Consider the following 16,000-nt stretch of genomic DNA (forward strand, 5'->3'; position numbering starts at 1 on the left):
GAAGCGCCCGCCCGCGCGGGCGCTTCTGTGCTGATTCGGCGCATGCGGTCGTAGCGCTTGCCAGGACTCCCGCTTTCTGCTCAAATGATGCAAAGTGAGTAGCATAAGGAGGTTGTCATGGCCGTACAACGCAGGAACACCCGGCAGCGCGCCCTCGTTCTGGAGGCCGTGCGCGGACGCTGCGACCATCCCCGTGCCGAGGATATCTACCGCGACGTGTCCGCTGCGGACCCGCGCGTGAGCCGTGGCACCGTCTACCGCAACCTCCGCCTGCTTCAGGAGCAGGGCGAGATCATGTGCATCAAGGCGCCGGGGGGAGACCGCTTCGATCTGCGCTGCGACGCACACTGCCATGTGATCTGCACCGCGTGCGGCTCGGTCGCGGATACCTCGACGCCCTATGATGCGCTGATGGACGGCGCGGTCGAAGACGAGACCGGCTTCGCGGTGAGCTGTCACACCACGCTGTTCGAGGGGGTCTGCCCATCCTGCCGCGCGCTGGCTCAGGGCGCATAGGGCGATTCCTCGTGCCGATCGCGTTCGGGCGGGCGCCTCTCGGGGCACCCGCCCGTCTTCGTCTACGCCGCGTCCGCGGGAAACGTCACGCCGATCTGGCGGCGGATCTCGTCCATGAGCTCGAGTGCCGTGATGGAGAGGTCTTGCAGCTGTCCGAGCGTCCCCAGCGGGCCGCAGGGCGCGGACTCGATGTCCCCGCCCTCCCGCACGGCCTCGACGGCGCCGAGGAAGTCGGAGAGCTCGTAGCACATGCTGTTGGCCACATGGGGGAGCTCGATGCGTTCGGTCCGCTCGGCTACGCCGGCGGCGGAGTACTTGGCGTCCTGCCGTCCCGCGTTTCCTCGGTAGTCTATGCGCGCCGCGGTGGGGATCGAGATGCTGTCAAGCGTGAGCGTCGCGCGCTCTCCCTCGATCTGCGTGGAGGCGAAGTCCTGGGTGATCTTGGACCAATGCACCGAGGCGGTGAAGCCGTCGTAGCTCAGCAATGCGTCTCCGGCGCCATCGATGGGGCCATGGGTGAGCGGACGGGTGCTGGGGTCGAGCAGCGCCGCCGAGGCCGCGATTACCCGCGGCTTTCCGAAGAGGGCGAGCGCCGGCTCGATGCAGTAGACGCCGATATCCATGAGCGCGCCGCTGGCGAGCCCGCAGTCGAAGATGTTGCTCGGGCGGCCGCCGAGGATGTCGTCGTAGCGGGACGAGTACTTGCCGAAGCGGATGCAGGCGCGACGGATGGGGCCAAGCTCGCTGAAGAGCTCGTGGGCCCGGGCGAAGGCGGGGTCGTGCAGGGGGCGCATGGCCTCGAGGGCCACGACGCCGGCCGCGCGCGACGCAGAAAACACCTCGCGGGCCTCGCGGGCGCAGGCGCAGACGGGCTTCTCGATGAGGACGTGCTTGCCCGCGGCGATGCATGCGAGCGCCTGCTCGGCGTGGCAGGCGTTGGGGGACCCGAGGTAGACGGCATCGATATCGGGCGCGGACGCAGCCTGCTCGACGGTCGGGAACGCGCGCTCGCCGCCATGCTCGGCTGTGAAGCGCGCCCCGCGCTCGGCATCGCGCGAGACGGTTCCGACGAACGTGGCGCCGGGGTGCTCGTGGATGACCTCGATGACGTTATCGGTGATCGGGCTCGTGCCCACGGTGGCGAAGCGGATCATGGTTGTCCCCCGTTTATTTCGAAGCGTTCGTGCGTGCGCGCGTCTTCTGACCTTACTCGATATCGGCGTCGGTGAACCCGGTGTCATCGATGAGCGGGCCGTTGTCGGCCGCCGAGGTCGCGAGCTCGTCGCAGCGCTCGTTCATGGCGTGCCCGGCGTGTCCGCGCACCCAGACATAGGTCACGCGATGGGGCTCCATGGCGGCGAGCAGGCGCTTCCAGAGGTCCGGGTTCTTCACCGGCTTCTTCGCCGCCGTCTTCCAGCCGCGCTTCTTCCAGCCGTCGACCCAGTGCTTGTTGAAGGCGTTGACAACGTATTGGGAATCGGAGTGGACCTCGACCTCGCAGGGCCTGTTGAGCCGTTCGAGGGCGGCGATGACGCCCATCAGCTCCATACGGTTGTTGGTGGTGCGCGCGTAGCCGCGCGAGAGCTCGAGCGTGTGCTCCGTCCCCGAGGGGGCCGTATATCGGAGCACGGCGCCGTAGCCGCCTCGGCCGGGGTTGCCACGCGAGGCGCCGTCGGTGTAGATGGTGACCTTCAACGGGTTCCTTTCCTTCGATGCGCGCGCGGCCCCGCGCCGCCGCGGTCGCTTGCGTTTCGCGCCGGGGACGGGCGCGCGGGCCTACCAGTATACGGCGTACGGCCCCGGCCGCGCGGCGCGGCGCGGACGTCTACTCTGATTCCAGGAATGCGCCGGTCTGGCGGTTCCAGAGCGCGGCGTACTCGCCGCCGGCTGCCGCGAGCTCGGCATGCGTGCCGTCCTCGACGATCTCGCCGTCGGCGAGCACCACGATGCGGTCGAGCGCGGCGACGGTGGACAGGCGGTGCGCGACCACGATGGAGGTGCGCCCGCGCATGAGGTTCTCGAGTGCATCCTGCACGAGCGCCTCGCTCTCGGAGTCGAGCGCGCTCGTCGCCTCGTCGAGCACGAGGATCGGCGCATCGGTGAGGATGGCGCGCGCGATCGCCACGCGCTGGCGCTGGCCTCCGGAGAGCTTCACGCCGCGCTCGCCCACGAGGGTGTCGAGGCCTGCGGGCAGGCGTTCGATGAACTCGAGCGCGTTGGCGAGCTCGGCGGCGCGGCGGATCTCGTCCTCGGTCGCGTCGGGGCGCCCGTAGGCGATGTTCTCGCGGATGGAGCGGTGGAACAGCAGCGCCTCCTGCGGCACGTAGGCGATCTGGCGGCGCAGACTCTGCTGGGCGCAGGCGGAGATATCCTGTCCGTCCACGTACACGCGGCCGTCCTGCACGTCGGACAGGCGCAGGAGCAGCTTGGTGAGGGTCGTCTTGCCCGACCCCGAGCGACCGACGAGGCCCACGCGCTGGCCGGCCGGAATGTGCAGGTTGAGGTCGGAGAACACGCGGTCGCCCTCGACGGCATCCGAATAGGCGAAGCCCAGATGCTCGAAATCGATGGCGCCCTCGCGCACCGCGAGGTCCGGGGCGCCCGGCGCGTCCTCCACCAGGCGCGGCTCGTCGAGGATGCGGGCCATCTCGCTCGCGTCGCCGATGGCGCGGTTCATGCGCTGCATCATGGAGTTGATGTAGTTGAAGCGCATGGAGAGCTGGTAGGTGTAGGAGAACATCATGACGAGCATGCCGCTCGAGATGCCAAACCAGGCATTGCCGCCGGCCACGAAGATCGAGACGACGAGCATGATGACGGTGATGATGCCGCTCGTGGTGAAGCCGCGCTGCATGGTGGCGCGCATGGAGCGGCTTTCGGCGCGCATGGCGTCGAGGTCCGCCTCGTCGAACAGGTCCTTCTCGTAATCCTCCCGCCCGCAGGTCTTGACGGCCAGGATGTTCGTTACGGCGTCCGAGAGGACGCCGGAGAGGTGATTCTGCGCCTTGGCGGTGGCGGCGGAGAGCGGAAGGATGCGCCGGTACATGCGCGTGGCGACGATCACGTACACCACGAGCATGACCGCGAGCGCCGCGGCGTAGGCGGGAACGGCGGGGGCGAGCGCGATGAACGTGCAGGCGGTGCTCGCGATGGTGGGGATGAGCGAGTAGACCACCACGTCGACCATCTGCGTGTAGCCGCTCATGAACTTGCTCGTCTGGCTCACGAGCGCTCCGCCGAAGCGGCTCGTGTGAAAGGTCATGGATTGGTTGGAGAGCGTGTCGAAGCACAGGCGCGCCAGATGGTAGTTACCGTTGATCTGCAGCTTGTAGACGGCGTAGTCCTGCAGCTTGGAGCAGGCCTGGCCCACGAGGTTCACCAGCAGCAGCGCCAGGATGTAGGGGCCGAAGACCTCCCATACCCGGTCCGCCGCGACGGGGGAGGCCTGGACGCGGTCGATGATGAGGCCCATCACCCAGGTGTTCACAAAGATGAGCAGCGCCACGTAGGCGACGGAGGTGAACACCGCCAGGAAGGTCGCACCGGGCTTCATGCGCGTGACCTCCCAGAACCGACGCAGCGTGCGCTGCACCGCGGGCTTCTCGAGTTTCTGTACGTTGCGCTGGGACATGCGGGGCTCCTTGCGTGTTCTTTGCGCGGCGGCTTCCGACGGGCGGCGCCGACCCGTGCGCACGGTGTCTGCAAAAGGTTATCCCTTGAAGTCGGTTTCAGGTCAAGCGCTTTCAGGCATCCTCGGCCCCCGGCGTCCGCTGCGCGTGCGCCCATCATGGGCGCCGGCACGGTTCGCTGGCGAGGCGAGCGCGGCCTCGGTGGTCGAGGGCTTCTCGGCGCACGCGCCGGCGACAGGTGGCCGCCATCCGTCTCCGTTCGCGTTGGAAGGCCGCTGAATCGGGTATCATCCCTCACGTTGTCTACCTACGGAAGGATTGATATCCCGATGAACCATGATGAGCTCCTTGAGATGCTGAGGCGCGCCGGCGTCGAGGTGCCGGGTGGAGATGGTCCGATTGATGTCGAGGCCGAGGTCGAGGAGGTGCCGGCGGACGGCCCCTCCGATGAGCCGGGTTCCGCTGCTCCCAAGTCCGGGTCCGCGCGCGTGCGCAAGCGCGCCGCGCACGCGAAGCGGGAGAAGGGCCGTCGCCCGAAGCGGGCCCCGCACGTCGACATCCCCGTCCCGCCCTTCATGGAGCGCCTGGCGCAGTGGAGCCGCAGGGCGCTTGCGGTCGCGGTCGCGCTGCTGCTCGTCGCGGCAGCGGTGAGCTACTGGTGGTTCCATCCCGCGCTCAACCTTCAAAGCCCACGCGTGTGGAGCTGGATCATCGTGGTCGCGCTCGCCGCCGCGGTCGTCCTCAAGGTCCTCTCCCTGCGCTCCGAGCGCCATGCCGTGCTCTTCGGCCGCCTCGCCCTGCTCCCCGTGGGCATCATCGGGCTTTTCTTCCTGGGCGTCCTGGCGGGCCAGCCGTTCATGCCCGGCAACGCCGAGCGCTACGCGACGGTGCTCAACACCACCGAAGGCGACTTCGCCCAGGATATCGAGGAAGTCGACTACGATGACGTGCCCGTCATCGATCGCGACTCCGCGCAGCTGCTCGGTTCGCGCGCCATGGGTTCCATCCCGGAGTTCGTGAGCCAGTTCGAGATCAGCCCCGCGTACAGCCAGATCAACTACCATGGGCGCCCGGTGCGCGTGAGCCCGCTCACCTACGCGGGCCTCTTCAAGTGGCTGAGCCACCGCTCCGACGGCATCCCCGCCTACGTCCTCGTGGACATGGTGACGCAGAAGGCCGAGGTCGTGCGCCTCGAGAACCCTATCCGCTATTCGGAAAGCGAGCCGCTCGCACGCAACATCGACCGGTACGTGCAGCTCAAGTACCCCACCTACATGTTCGACCAGAAGAGCTTCGAGCTCGACGAGGACGGTACGCCCTGGTGGGTCTTCCCCGTCCAGAAGCGCACGATAGGCCTGTTCGAGGGCACGACGATCCAGCGGGTCGTGCTCGTGAACGCATGCACCGGCGAGACGGCGGATTACGCCATCGGGGACTGCCCCGCGTGGGTCGACCGCGCCTATCCCAGCGACCTGCTCATCCAGCAGTACAACTGGAGCGGGGCCTACAAAAACGGCTGGCTCAACTCCTGGCTCGGCCAGCAGGGCGTGGTGCACACCACCCAGGGGACCGATGGCGAGCTCGGGTACAACTACCTGGCCCAAGGCGACGATATCTACCTGTACACGGGCGTGAGCTCGGTGACGGCCGACAGCTCCAACGTCGGGTTCATCCTGGTGAACCAGCGCACGGGCGAGTCCCACTACTATCCGGTCGCGGGTGCGACCGAGGACTCCGCCCAGGCGAGCGCGGAAGGCCAGGTCCAGAACCTCAAGTACCGGGCGACCTATCCGCTGCTGCTCAACGTGGGCGGTCAGCCCACCTACTTCATGGCGCTTAAAGACGATGCCGGCCTGGTGAAGATGTACGCCATGATCAACGTCGAGCATTACCAGAGCGTCGCGACCGGCAGCACCGTCGCCGCGACCCAGGAGGACTACGTCCAGATGCTTGCGACGTCCGGCGCGCTGAGCGAGGAGGAGGCGGCGGCATCCGGCGCCGAGGTCGAGGTACGGGGCGCCATCGCGAGCATCGCGCAGGCGGTGATCGACGGCAACTCGCATTTCTACCTCACGCTCGAGGGCGATCAGGCGATCTACGACGTAGCCTTGCCCGGTCTGGTCGATATCGTCCGCTACCGCGTGGGGGATGCGATCACGTTGGGGTATGCGCCCGCGAGCGGCGGCGAGGACGATGCGGAGGCGGGCGCGTCCGATGTTCGCCGCGTCGTATCCCTCGAGGGCTCCCGTGCGCAGAGCCAGGATTCTGAGGGCGACCCGGCAGCGGAGACGACTGCGGCGGGGGAGGACGGCACCGCTTAGCGCACGGCGCACATCCGCCATCGGGGTCTCACTCGGCACGTCTTCGCTATGGCGATCCTGCATGCGCCCGCCGTGCGAGGATCGGCGCGCGGCAGGTCACGGCCGGCCCGGCACCATCGCCGGGCCGGTTTTTTGTGCGCAGGCGCCCCCTGCATTCCGTGCGCTTTGCCGCAACTTGCCTCGTTTGCATGCATGCCGACGAGGGCCACGGCGCTCGAGGTGGAAAAGCTCACCTGCCGCCCCAACGCGGATACGGGAAGCGACGTTTTGGGCGGCTCCGAAACGCGTATCACCTGGGAGGTCCAGTCGGGTGCGGACGAGGCGCTCGCGGGCCTTTCCCTGACGGTTCCCGAGGGTACGACGTACGAGACGGAGGATCTGCGCCTGACGATGCTTTCGGGCGAGGACCTCATGGAGCGCACGTTCATCGAGCCCAAGATCGAGCAGGACGGGGAGACCCTCCGCCTGACGTTCGACGAACCGGCTCCGGCGGGGCGGTTCTTCCGCCTCGAGGTCTATGGCGTCGTGTTTCCGGCATCCGGCGGCTCGATGCAGTGCGCGGGCACCTATACGCTTGCGGACGGGTCCGAGCATGAGGTTGACGGCATTCCCGTCGTCGACGTGATGGCGGTCACCCCCTTCGATCAGTTCAAAACGTACCTCGAGGAGCAGCCGTGGGTCCAGGCGTGGAACTCTAACACGTTCCTGCGCCTGTTCCTGAACCCCGTCCTGATCGTGAGCAGCCTGCCGATCATCTTCACGGGCTTTCTGATGTCGCTCGCGATCGTGCTCGTGGCGTTCCCCCTTGCGATGCCGTTCGGATTCATGTTCGCGCTCATGCGCATCTCCAAGTCGCGCATCCTGCGCGGTATCGCGGCCGTCTACGTCAACCTCATCCGCGGCACGCCGGCATTCCTGCAGATCTATATCGCGTTCTTCGGTTTGCCGTTGGCGGGCGTCAACATCGACAACTATGCGCTCGGTGTGATCGTGATGGCGATGAACTCCGCGGCCTACCTGTGCGAGATCTTCCGCGCGGGCATCCAGTCCATCCCCGCGGGCCAGTCCGAGGCGGCGCGTTCGCTCGGCATGAGCGCTGCGCAGACCATGGTGTCCATCATCATCCCGCAGACCTTCCGCAACGTGATTCCCACGCTGACGAGTGAGTTCATCCTGCTGTACAAGGACACCTCCCTGCTTGCCGCCGTCGGCGTCATGGAGATTGTCATGTACGCCAAGACCATCGTCGCCACGACCGGCTCCATCACGCCGTATGTTGTCGCGGCCCTGTTCTACCTGGTGGTGACCTTGCCGTTGGCGCGCGTCGTCAGCCTGCTCGAGGCCCGGCTGACGGGCGCCACGGCGGGCACGAACGCCGGCCCCGTCACCAAGCGCCCCGCGAAGAGCGCGGGGACCGTTGTGTCCACGCCGCCCGACCATATCGCCGGCCTCTAGTCGTGGGTGAGGAGAGTTTGCTATGACCGATATGAAGGAAGCCGAGACGGCGAAACCCGTTGCAGCAAGCCAGGAGGCCCCTGTCGTTCAGATCCGCGGCCTCGAGAAGGCGTACGGAGACAACGTCGTGCTGAGGGGGATCGACCTCGACGTGCATCGCGGCGAGGTCGTCGTGGTGCTGGGGCCCTCGGGCTCGGGCAAGTCTACGATGCTGCGTTGCGTCAATCTGCTCGAGACCCCCCACGGCGGGATCGATCGTGGTCGAGGGCGTCGATATAACCAAGAAGGGCGTGGACATCAACAAGGTCCGCTCGACGCTCGGCATGGTGTTTCAGCAGTTCAATCTGTTTCCGCACCTTTCTGCCAAGCGAAACGTGATGATCGCCCAGCAGAAGGTGCACAAGCGGAGCCGTGAAGAGGCCGAGCGGATCGCCGTCGAGGAGCACACCAAGGTGGGGCTCGCCGACCGCGTCGACTTCATGCCGGCGCAGCTTTCCGGCGGCCAGCAGCAGCGCGTGGCCATCGCTCGCGCTCTGGCCATGAACCCGCACGTCATGCTGTTCGACGAGGCGACGAGCGCCCTTGATCCCGAGCTTGTGCGCGACGTGCTCGGCGTCATGCGCGACCTGGTGCACGACGGCATGACGATGATCGTGGTGACGCACGAGATGCAATTCGCGCGTGACGTCGCGGACCGCGTCATCTTCATGGACGGCGGCGTGATCGTCGAGCAGGGTACGCCCGATGAGGTCTTCGACCACCCCAGCTCGGATCGCACGAAAGATTTCCTGGGGCATATCTCATAGAGGTTACCGTTTGCCGCGAAGACCTGCGGCGATGCCCGCATCGTTCCGTTCCTTCATGAAGCAACGCCTCCGTCCGGTCGGACGGAGGCGTTATCGTCGCGTATCGATGGGGAGATGCATGGAGGGCGTCGCGAGCGCTACGCGAAGAGCGCCGACCAGATCAAGATGACGATGAGCACGACCGTGAGGGCGGCTCCCACGGTCAAGCCGAGCTTCATGCGCGATGCCCGGGTCCGGTCGCGCACGGACTGCTCGGCTTCGGCGAGTTGCGCCACCTGGTCCTGCGTCTCGAGGGCCTCGGCCCGATCGGCGGCGAGGGAGGCGGCGATGCGTTCCGTCACCTCGGGGTGCGCATGGATGTCGCGCGCCTGCTCGATCGAGGCGTCGGCGTCCGCCGCCTCCGCATCAGCCGCGGCTTCGGCCTCTTCGCGCTGCTTGCGGGCGCGCTCGAGGTCGCGCAGGGAGTCTTTGAGCTCGCGCTGGCGCGCGGCCGACTCCTTGCGCGCCGTCTCGAGCGCGTCGCGCGCCGCAGCGGTCTCGTCGGAGACCGCGCGGAACTCGGCCTTGGCCTCATCGATCGGCTCTTTGGCCTGGTCGTACACGGTCTGGGCCGCATCGAGCGTCCGCTCCACCTCTTCGCGGATGCGGGGCAGCTCGTCATTGGCCCTTCTCAGCCCTTCGACCGCGTCCGAGATCTCGTTCGCGAGCTCCCCCTCGCGCACGCTGTACACCGCCGAGTTGGCGGACGGGTTGCGCTGGAGCTCGGCGTATTCGGCGCGCAGGGCGCCAAGGCGGTCCTCCGCTGCGTGGACGGCGTGCTCGGCTGCCTCCACGGCGGTCTTGCGGTCCTCGCGCGCCTTGTCGAGCGCGCGCTCGGCATCGGTGAGACGGCGTTTCATGCGCACAGCGGACTCGCGTGCGGATTCCTCGTGCGCCTCGGCGGAATCGAGTGCCGCCTTGAGCCGCTTCTCGGCGGCGGCATCGGCGTCCTTCATCTGGTCGAGCGCCTGCTTGGACTCCGTGATGCGTGCCTCAAGGGCGCTGCGCTCGGACTGCGCCTGGGCCTTCCGCCTGAGGGCCCCCATCTTGCGCTCGTTCTGCTCGGCGACGATATCGGCGAAGCGGGCGGTGACGTCCTGCCGGTACGCAAGCTCACGGCTCTGCTCTTCGATGCGCTGGGCGAGCTCCTCGAGCGTACCGCGAGCCTCCGCATGGGCGCGCTTGGCAGCGCTCACCTCGCGGACGGCGCCGACGCCATGGGCGATGAGATTTCCAACCGAGGACGCCGCCTCGGTCGCGGCCGCGGCCAGGTTGCGGGAGGGCGCGGGCTGGGGCTCGGCGGCGCTTCGGGCGGCTTCGAGAATCTCGGGGGGGACCGATGCATCGGGACCGCCGTCAATGACCTCGAAGCCCTGGGGCAAGGGCTCGGGATCGTCGCCGAAGTTCTCGTATTCCTCGCGGGTGAGGAAGCGCGGCATGGAGCCCGGGTCGGTCTCGTTGCGACCGCAGCCGGAGGCCCCGTCGTGCCCGGGGTCTCCGTCGGGCTGGGGTTCCGGTTGGATGGCAGGGGCCTCGGCCGTTTCGTCGCCGTATGCCTCGGGCTCGTTGGGATCGATGCGGTCTTCACCATGCGCGCCCGGAGGGTTTTCGCAGGAGGCTTGCGGCGCGTCCGCGCCGACCGCTGCGGACTCGTCCTCATCGTTGGGCCGTTCCGTGTCGAAGGTGTCCTGCGAGACGGAACCCTCGTCCGCGGAGGCCTGCTGCTCGATGCGGCCCGATTCCGGTGCGTCTGCAGGGCCTGCCGCGTGCTCCGCCTGATCGATCGCGTCCTCGCTGTCGAGCGGCTCGGTGCCGCGCGCATCGTTCGACGGCTCGGGACGGGCCGCTTCGCTATCGATGCGCGGGGCGCCGTTCTCGCTCTGGACGCCATCGGTGGCGGCGTTTGATGACGGGACCTCGTTGATCGGCTCGGCCGCACCCGGCAACGTCTGCTCCCCATCCATGGCATCCTCCGCTTCGTACCGCATGCGGACGTCTTGCGCCCGCGATTCGTTTGCGCTCTCCATCATATACCCCAGCGAAGACGGATGCCGAGATTCTGCCTCCATTCATCGTCAATACCATGGTCGCGGTTTGGGGCCTCGGAGGGATGGGTTCGTTCGGCACAAGCAATTTCAATGCGTGCGCGCATGCGCGCGAGAAAGGGGTAGGCCAGGGGATACTTCACAGGCAAGACCGTCATCGTCACCGGCGGTGGCAAGGCATCGCTTCAGGACGGGTTCGCAGGTTCCATCGGGTACGGCATCGACATCGCCTTCGCCAAGGAGGGCGCGAACCTGGTTATCACCGGGCGCAACATGGCCAAGCTCGAGGCTGCCAAGGAATCGCTCGAGGCCGCGTACGGCATCGAGGTCCTTCCCGTCCAGGCCGACGTCTCGGCGGGCCAGGACAACGAGACCGTCGTGCAGCGCGTCGTCGACGAGGCGGTCGCGAGGTTCGGGCGCATCGACGCCCTCGTGAACAACGCGCAAGCCTCCGCCTCGGGCGTCGCCATCGCCGAGCACACCATGGAGCAGTTCGACCTGGCCCTGTACTCATGCCTGTATGCCACTTTCTGTACATGCAGAAGTGCTATCCGCACCTCAAGGAGACACGTGGCTCCGTCGTGAACTTCGCATCCGGTGCCGGTCTGTTCGGCAACTACGGCCAGTGCTCGTATGCGGCGGCGAAGGAGGGCATCCGCGGACTCACCCGCGTCGCCGCCAACGAATGGGGCGTCGATGGCATCAACGTCAACATCGTGTGCCCGCTCGCCTGGACCGCCCAGCTGGAGAACTTCCAGAACGCCTACCCCGAGGCGTTCGAGGCGAACGTCCACATGCCGCCGGCGGGCCATTACGGCGATGTCGAGACCGAGATCGGACGCGTCGTCGTCCAGCTCTGCGGGCCCGATTTCAAGTATATGAACGGTGAGACCCTCACGCTGGAGGGCGGCATGGGCCTGTGTCCGTAGGCTTTTCGGGTGCCATGGCTCGGGGTTCACGGGCAGTGTGCCGCATGCGTGGGCGGTAACCCGTTTTGCCCGTTTCGGTCCGAGGCATCGAGAGGTCCAGGACTGTGCAGGGGATGTGCCCGTCCGGCCGCGCGTCGGGCGGGCCTTTCGTCTCTCTTGTATGTCGTCAGCTTGGGAAGCGGATCAAATAGGGGAGGGCATGGTGCTGCGGCGGCCGATGCAGCCCTTATCAAGCCCGCTCTGAGGATCGTGCTCTAGCCGAGGGGTTTGTTGAATAAGAAGAATACATAACCCCCCTGCGTTTCTGGACAAAACTGTCAGAAAATGACGATGGCATGCGGAGCAACGGGGTTATCTTAACGGTATCGCAGTGTATAGATGAACATACGTCGTTTAAATGCAAGGATAAAGCGGCTCTTTTACGCCCGCATAATTGAATTTCCAATTATGAGCACTCTCGCATCGTCACTATCTGGCAAATCTGTCCAAATTATGAGGGGGTTACTAGAAAAAGCATATATACAGACCCCTCAATCCCATGATTTCGCGGTGCGCTTGGGGTGCTGAGGCGATTTCCATCGGCGCGCGGAAGGCCGACTCCCCGATCCAGAGGCCGCGCGCCGCCCATGATGATTCCGAGGCGAAAGCGGCATGCCGAGGGGCGGGGAGGGGTTGCGGGTTGTCGATCCAGGTGCGACATCCGGGGCGATCGGGGAGGGCACCTCTCGGTGCGCCGTCGAACCTGCCGACTTTTTATGCTGCTTGAATCGGGCGATGCGCATCGGGTGGCACCCGATAGTAGAATAGACGGCTGATCGTTCACGGTGCCGCGGATGCGCATCGGTCGCGCGCCGGACGCCGAGATGTTGAGGAGCCGCTTCATGGACCAATCCCTGTTCACCTACGATATCGTCGCCGAGGACCCCAAGACGCATGCGCGCGCGGGCATCCTGCATACGCCGCATGGCGACATCGAGACCCCGATCTTCATGCCCGTCGGCACGCGGGCCACGGTCAAGGGCGTGCCCTGGGAGACGGTTCGCGACCTCGGCGCGCAGATCGTGCTCTCCAACACGTACCATCTCGCCATGCGTCCGGGCGCAGACCTGATCGAGGAGATGGGCGGCCTGCATTCCTTCATGAACTGGCACGGTCCCATCCTCACCGATTCGGGCGGGTTCCAGGTCTTCTCGCATAACGATGCGGTCAAGCTCTCCAACGAGGGCGTACGCTTCATCGCGACCGACTACGACGGCAGCCACGTCTTCTGGACGCCCGAGGACAACATGGCGATCGCCCAGAAGCTCGGCAGCGACATCTGCATGCAGCTCGACCAGTGCCCGGGCTACCCCGCCGAGAAGAGCTACGTCGCCCGCGCCGTCGAGCTCTCCAGCATGTGGGCCGAGCGCTGCTACAAGGCCCATACGCGCCCCGACCAGGCGCTGTTCGGCATCGTTCAGGGCGGCATGCACATGGACCTGCGGCTTCGCTCCCTTAAGCACCTCGAGGAGCTCGGCGACTTTCCGGGCTACGGCATCGGGGGCTACTCGGTGGGCGAGGACCACGAGACCATGTTCGAGACGCTCGCGCCGCTCGTCTCCGAGCACATGCCGCGCCATAAGCCGCGTTACCTCATGGGTGTCGGCAACCCGACGACGCTCGTGCGCGGCGTGGGATACGGTATCGATATGTTCGACTGCGTGCTGCCTACGCGCACGGGCCGCATGGGCACGGCGTTTTCCAGCGAGGGTCGCCTCAACTTCCGCAACGCCCGGTTCGCGCGGGACGCAGGCCCGATCGACCCGACCTGCACCTGCCCGGTCTGCACGGGCGGCTACAGCCGTGCGCATATCCGCCACATGGTGACCACCAAGGAGATGCTCGGCGGCATCCTGCTGTCGATCCACAACATCTACTACCTGCTCGACCTCATGCGCCGCGCCCGTGCGGCCATCATCGAGGGCACCTACGGGGACTTCATCTCGTCCTGGATGGCGAGCCCCGCTTCGCAGGATTACTGATCCGTCTGCCTTTCCGGCTTACCGCCGGCGACGTTCCGCGCGGCCGCGAATGGGCGGTTTCGGCTTCACATCTCGCCCTATATGGAAACGCGCCGCCCCGTCTCGGTTCGAGAGACGGGGCGGCGCTGTCGTAACGCGGGCCGTAGGTGCGTGGTGCCGCACCGGCGGCCCGATATCGCCCTTGGCGTCCGGCGGGGCCGGAGGCGAGCCTCGCTGGCGGATTGCGGCTACTGGTAGCGTAGGCATTCGACGGGATCGAGCCTCGCCGCGCGCCGCGCAGGATAGAACCCGAACAGCACGCCGATGGCGACGGAGATCCCTACGGCGAGCGCGACCGTGACGAACGAGAACGCGGGCGCGAACGTCACGCTTCCCCCGTTGGCGGATAGCGACTGGAGAAGTCCCATGTTGGTCACGACGATCGCGATGCCCCAGGCGACGAGATATCCCATCACGGTGCCGATGATGCCCCCGAGCACGCAGATCGCGATCGACTCCATGAGGAACTGGCGCGTGATGTCGCGGCCGCGCGCCCCGAGCGCGCGCCGGACGCCGATTTCGCGAATGCGCTCGGTCACGTTGGTGAGCATCATGTTCATGATGCCGATGCCGCCCACCAAAAGGGAGATGCCGGCAACGGCGCCCGTGATGAGCTGGAACGCCATGGTGAAGCTCTTAAGCGAGTCGATCTGGGCCTTCATGCTGTAGACCCAGATGTAGTCGTCGATCTCGTCCTCGGGGACGCGCTGCGTCTTCGCGAGGGCGCCCTTGATGTCGCTCACGGCGGTCTCGACGTCGACGCCCTCCCGCACGAAGGCGATCGCCTGGTCGAAGGATCCCTGCGGAAGCCATGAGAGTCCCCGCGCCACGGTCTTGACGGGCATGATCAGGTTCATGTAGGAGTCGTTGCCCACCCCTCCGCTCGCGGCGTCGGCCACGCCCACGATGGTGTAGCTTTCGTTGCCGACCTTGACCTGCTTGCCGATCACGTCTGCGTCGGGCTTGCTGAAGTAGGTCTTGACGCCGCCGCGCTCGATGATGGCGACCCGTGCCCCGCTCGCCTCTTCCTGGGCGTTGAACAGGCGCCCCTCGGTGAGCTTCACCTGCCCGGTCATCTCGAGCATGTGCGCCGAGGTCCCCGTGACGGAGATGGAGATCTGGCGGTCGTCCACGTTGGTCTCGCCGAAGCCCGAGAGGGTGCCCTCGATGAACTCGATGGAGCCGACCAGCTTGCCGAGCTTCTCGATATCGGTCTCCCTGAGCGGGCTCGACGTCCCGATCTGCACCATGCGGGCTGCATTGAGGCCGAGGCCGGAGAGCAGCGTCTGCTGGACGCCGCCGATGAGCGAGGTCATGGCGATCACCGCGGCGATGCCGATCACGATGCCGAGGACCGTGAGGAGCGTGCGTCCGCGGTTCGCCTCGAGTGCGCGGAGCGCCTCGCGCAACAGGTCGCGTACGTTCATCGCGCATCTCCTTTCATGGCGCGGGCGATCGGGATCCCCGCTGTTGGCTGGTTGCCGCCGATGACGCTCGGCGCGCTTTGGGCCTCGCGGTACAGGCGCCCGTCGCGAATGGTCACGCGGCGGTCCGCCTCGGCGGCCACGTCCGCGTCGTGCGTGATGAGCACGATGGTCTTCCCCTGCCGCTTGAGCGTGTGGAAGGTGTCGAGCACCATGCGCCCCGTCACGGAGTCCAGGTTGCCGGTGGGCTCGTCCGCCAGGATGATCGCCGGGTCGTTCACGAGCGCGCGGGCGATGGCGACGCGCTGCATCTGGCCGCCCGACAGCTCATTCGTCCGGTGGTCGTAGTGGTCGACCGGCAGCCCCGTCGCGCGCAGCGCGTGGACGGCTCGGCGTTCGCGGTCCGCGCGGGCGACGTCGGTGTAGGCGAGCGGGAGCATCACGTTGTCGAGCACCGTCATGCGGGGCAGCAGGTTGAAGCTCTGGAAGACGAATCCGATGCGCGTGGCGCGTATCTCGGCGAGCTCGTCGTCGTCGAGCTGCGCGAGATCGAGTCCCTCGAGCAGATAGGTGCCGCTCGTGGGCGTATCGAGGCACCCCAGGATGTTCATGAGGGTCGACTTTCCCGATCCGGAGGGGCCCACGATGGCGAGGAACTCTCCGGGCATCACGGTGAGCGAGATGTCGTGGAGGATGTGGGCAAGGCCCGCTTCGGTCTCGAAGATCCTGTGGATGTGGCGGATATCGATGACGGGCCTGGCGTTCAAGCCCGGTGC

Annotated in this window: 10 protein-coding genes and 2 pseudogenes; 6 read left to right on the forward strand and 6 right to left on the reverse strand. The window is 66.7% G+C overall.

Features of this window, described 5'->3' with window-relative positions:
* The first annotated feature begins 117 nt into the window (after positions 1 to 117).
* Positions 118 to 516 carry a Fur family transcriptional regulator gene (locus tag BQ7355_RS06170; RefSeq protein WP_072415398.1) on the forward strand — a complete coding sequence of 133 codons (399 nt, stop codon included), beginning with the start codon at positions 118 to 120 and terminating at the stop codon, positions 514 to 516.
* 62 nt (positions 517 to 578) lie between these two features.
* Here the strand turns inward: BQ7355_RS06170 and BQ7355_RS06175 are convergent, their stop codons facing one another.
* The 3 genes from BQ7355_RS06175 to BQ7355_RS06185 all read right to left on the reverse strand — a co-directional run bounded on the left by BQ7355_RS06175 (position 579) and on the right by BQ7355_RS06185 (position 4,147).
* A complete protein-coding gene (locus BQ7355_RS06175) occupies positions 579 to 1,670 on the reverse strand; it encodes a Gfo/Idh/MocA family protein (RefSeq protein WP_072415399.1) in 1,092 nt (363 codons plus the stop codon).
* A gap of 52 nt (positions 1,671 to 1,722) precedes the next feature.
* Positions 1,723 to 2,211 (reverse strand): ribonuclease HI, encoded by a 489-nt coding sequence (gene rnhA / locus BQ7355_RS06180; RefSeq protein ID WP_072415400.1) that lies wholly within the window; start codon positions 2,209 to 2,211, stop codon positions 1,723 to 1,725.
* 130 nt (positions 2,212 to 2,341) lie between these two features.
* Positions 2,342 to 4,147 (reverse strand): ABC transporter ATP-binding protein, encoded by a 1,806-nt coding sequence (locus BQ7355_RS06185; RefSeq protein ID WP_072415401.1) that lies wholly within the window; start codon positions 4,145 to 4,147, stop codon positions 2,342 to 2,344.
* Positions 4,148 to 4,474: 327 nt separating this feature from the next.
* Here BQ7355_RS06185 and BQ7355_RS06190 point away from each other — a divergent pair, with 327 nt between their 5' ends.
* The 3 genes and pseudogenes from BQ7355_RS06190 to BQ7355_RS06200 all read left to right on the forward strand — a co-directional run bounded on the left by BQ7355_RS06190 (position 4,475) and on the right by BQ7355_RS06200 (position 8,727).
* Positions 4,475 to 6,466 (forward strand): Tat pathway signal sequence, encoded by a 1,992-nt coding sequence (locus BQ7355_RS06190; protein ID WP_072415402.1) that lies wholly within the window; start codon positions 4,475 to 4,477, stop codon positions 6,464 to 6,466.
* 219 nt (positions 6,467 to 6,685) lie between these two features.
* On the forward strand, positions 6,686 to 7,921 hold the full coding sequence (locus BQ7355_RS06195) for an ABC transporter permease subunit (RefSeq protein ID WP_240307338.1): 1,236 nt from the start codon (positions 6,686 to 6,688) through the stop codon (positions 7,919 to 7,921).
* Between the two features lie 22 nt (positions 7,922 to 7,943).
* Positions 7,944 to 8,727, forward strand: a pseudogene (locus BQ7355_RS06200) (amino acid ABC transporter ATP-binding protein).
* Between the two features lie 137 nt (positions 8,728 to 8,864).
* Here BQ7355_RS06200 and BQ7355_RS06205 read toward each other — a convergent pair.
* A complete protein-coding gene (locus BQ7355_RS06205) occupies positions 8,865 to 10,730 on the reverse strand; it encodes a hypothetical protein (protein ID WP_143761772.1) in 1,866 nt (621 codons plus the stop codon).
* Positions 10,731 to 11,063: 333 nt separating this feature from the next.
* Between BQ7355_RS06205 and BQ7355_RS06210 the strand changes: the two are divergent.
* Together BQ7355_RS06210 and tgt are read left to right on the forward strand one after the other, a co-directional pair.
* Positions 11,064 to 11,740: pseudogene (locus BQ7355_RS06210) on the forward strand (SDR family NAD(P)-dependent oxidoreductase).
* 881 nt (positions 11,741 to 12,621) lie between these two features.
* Positions 12,622 to 13,761, forward strand: a complete 1,140-nt coding sequence (gene tgt, locus BQ7355_RS06215) for a tRNA guanosine(34) transglycosylase Tgt (protein WP_072415926.1) — start codon at positions 12,622 to 12,624, stop codon at positions 13,759 to 13,761.
* Between the two features lie 227 nt (positions 13,762 to 13,988).
* Here the strand turns inward: tgt and BQ7355_RS06220 are convergent, their stop codons facing one another.
* On the reverse strand, positions 13,989 to 15,227 hold the full coding sequence (locus tag BQ7355_RS06220; RefSeq protein ID WP_072415404.1) for an ABC transporter permease: 1,239 nt from the start codon (positions 15,225 to 15,227) through the stop codon (positions 13,989 to 13,991).
* Positions 15,224 to 15,991: an ABC transporter ATP-binding protein gene (locus BQ7355_RS06225; RefSeq protein WP_072415927.1), complete on the reverse strand. Its 768-nt coding sequence runs from the start codon at positions 15,989 to 15,991 to the stop codon at positions 15,224 to 15,226. Before BQ7355_RS06225 ends, BQ7355_RS06220 begins: the two co-directional genes overlap by 4 nt.
* Between the last annotated feature and the right edge of the window lie 9 nt (positions 15,992 to 16,000).

It is taken from the genome of Collinsella phocaeensis, from assembly GCF_900119895.1.
In the GTDB taxonomy this organism is placed as follows: domain Bacteria; phylum Actinomycetota; class Coriobacteriia; order Coriobacteriales; family Coriobacteriaceae; genus Collinsella; species Collinsella phocaeensis.

Coding starts and splice junctions, on each gene's coding strand:
- BQ7355_RS06175 (WP_072415399.1), bottom strand. CDS start 1,670: ATGATCCGCTTCGCCACCGTGGGCACGAGCCCGATCACCGATAACGTC.
- BQ7355_RS06190 (WP_072415402.1), top strand. CDS start 4,475: ATGAACCATGATGAGCTCCTTGAGATGCTGAGGCGCGCCGGCGTCGAG.
- BQ7355_RS06185 (WP_072415401.1), bottom strand. CDS start 4,147: ATGTCCCAGCGCAACGTACAGAAACTCGAGAAGCCCGCGGTGCAGCGC.
- tgt (WP_072415926.1), top strand. CDS start 12,622: ATGGACCAATCCCTGTTCACCTACGATATCGTCGCCGAGGACCCCAAG.
- BQ7355_RS06170 (WP_072415398.1), top strand. CDS start 118: ATGGCCGTACAACGCAGGAACACCCGGCAGCGCGCCCTCGTTCTGGAG.
- BQ7355_RS06220 (WP_072415404.1), bottom strand. CDS start 15,227: ATGAACGTACGCGACCTGTTGCGCGAGGCGCTCCGCGCACTCGAGGCG.
- BQ7355_RS06205 (WP_143761772.1), bottom strand. CDS start 10,730: ATGGATGGGGAGCAGACGTTGCCGGGTGCGGCCGAGCCGATCAACGAG.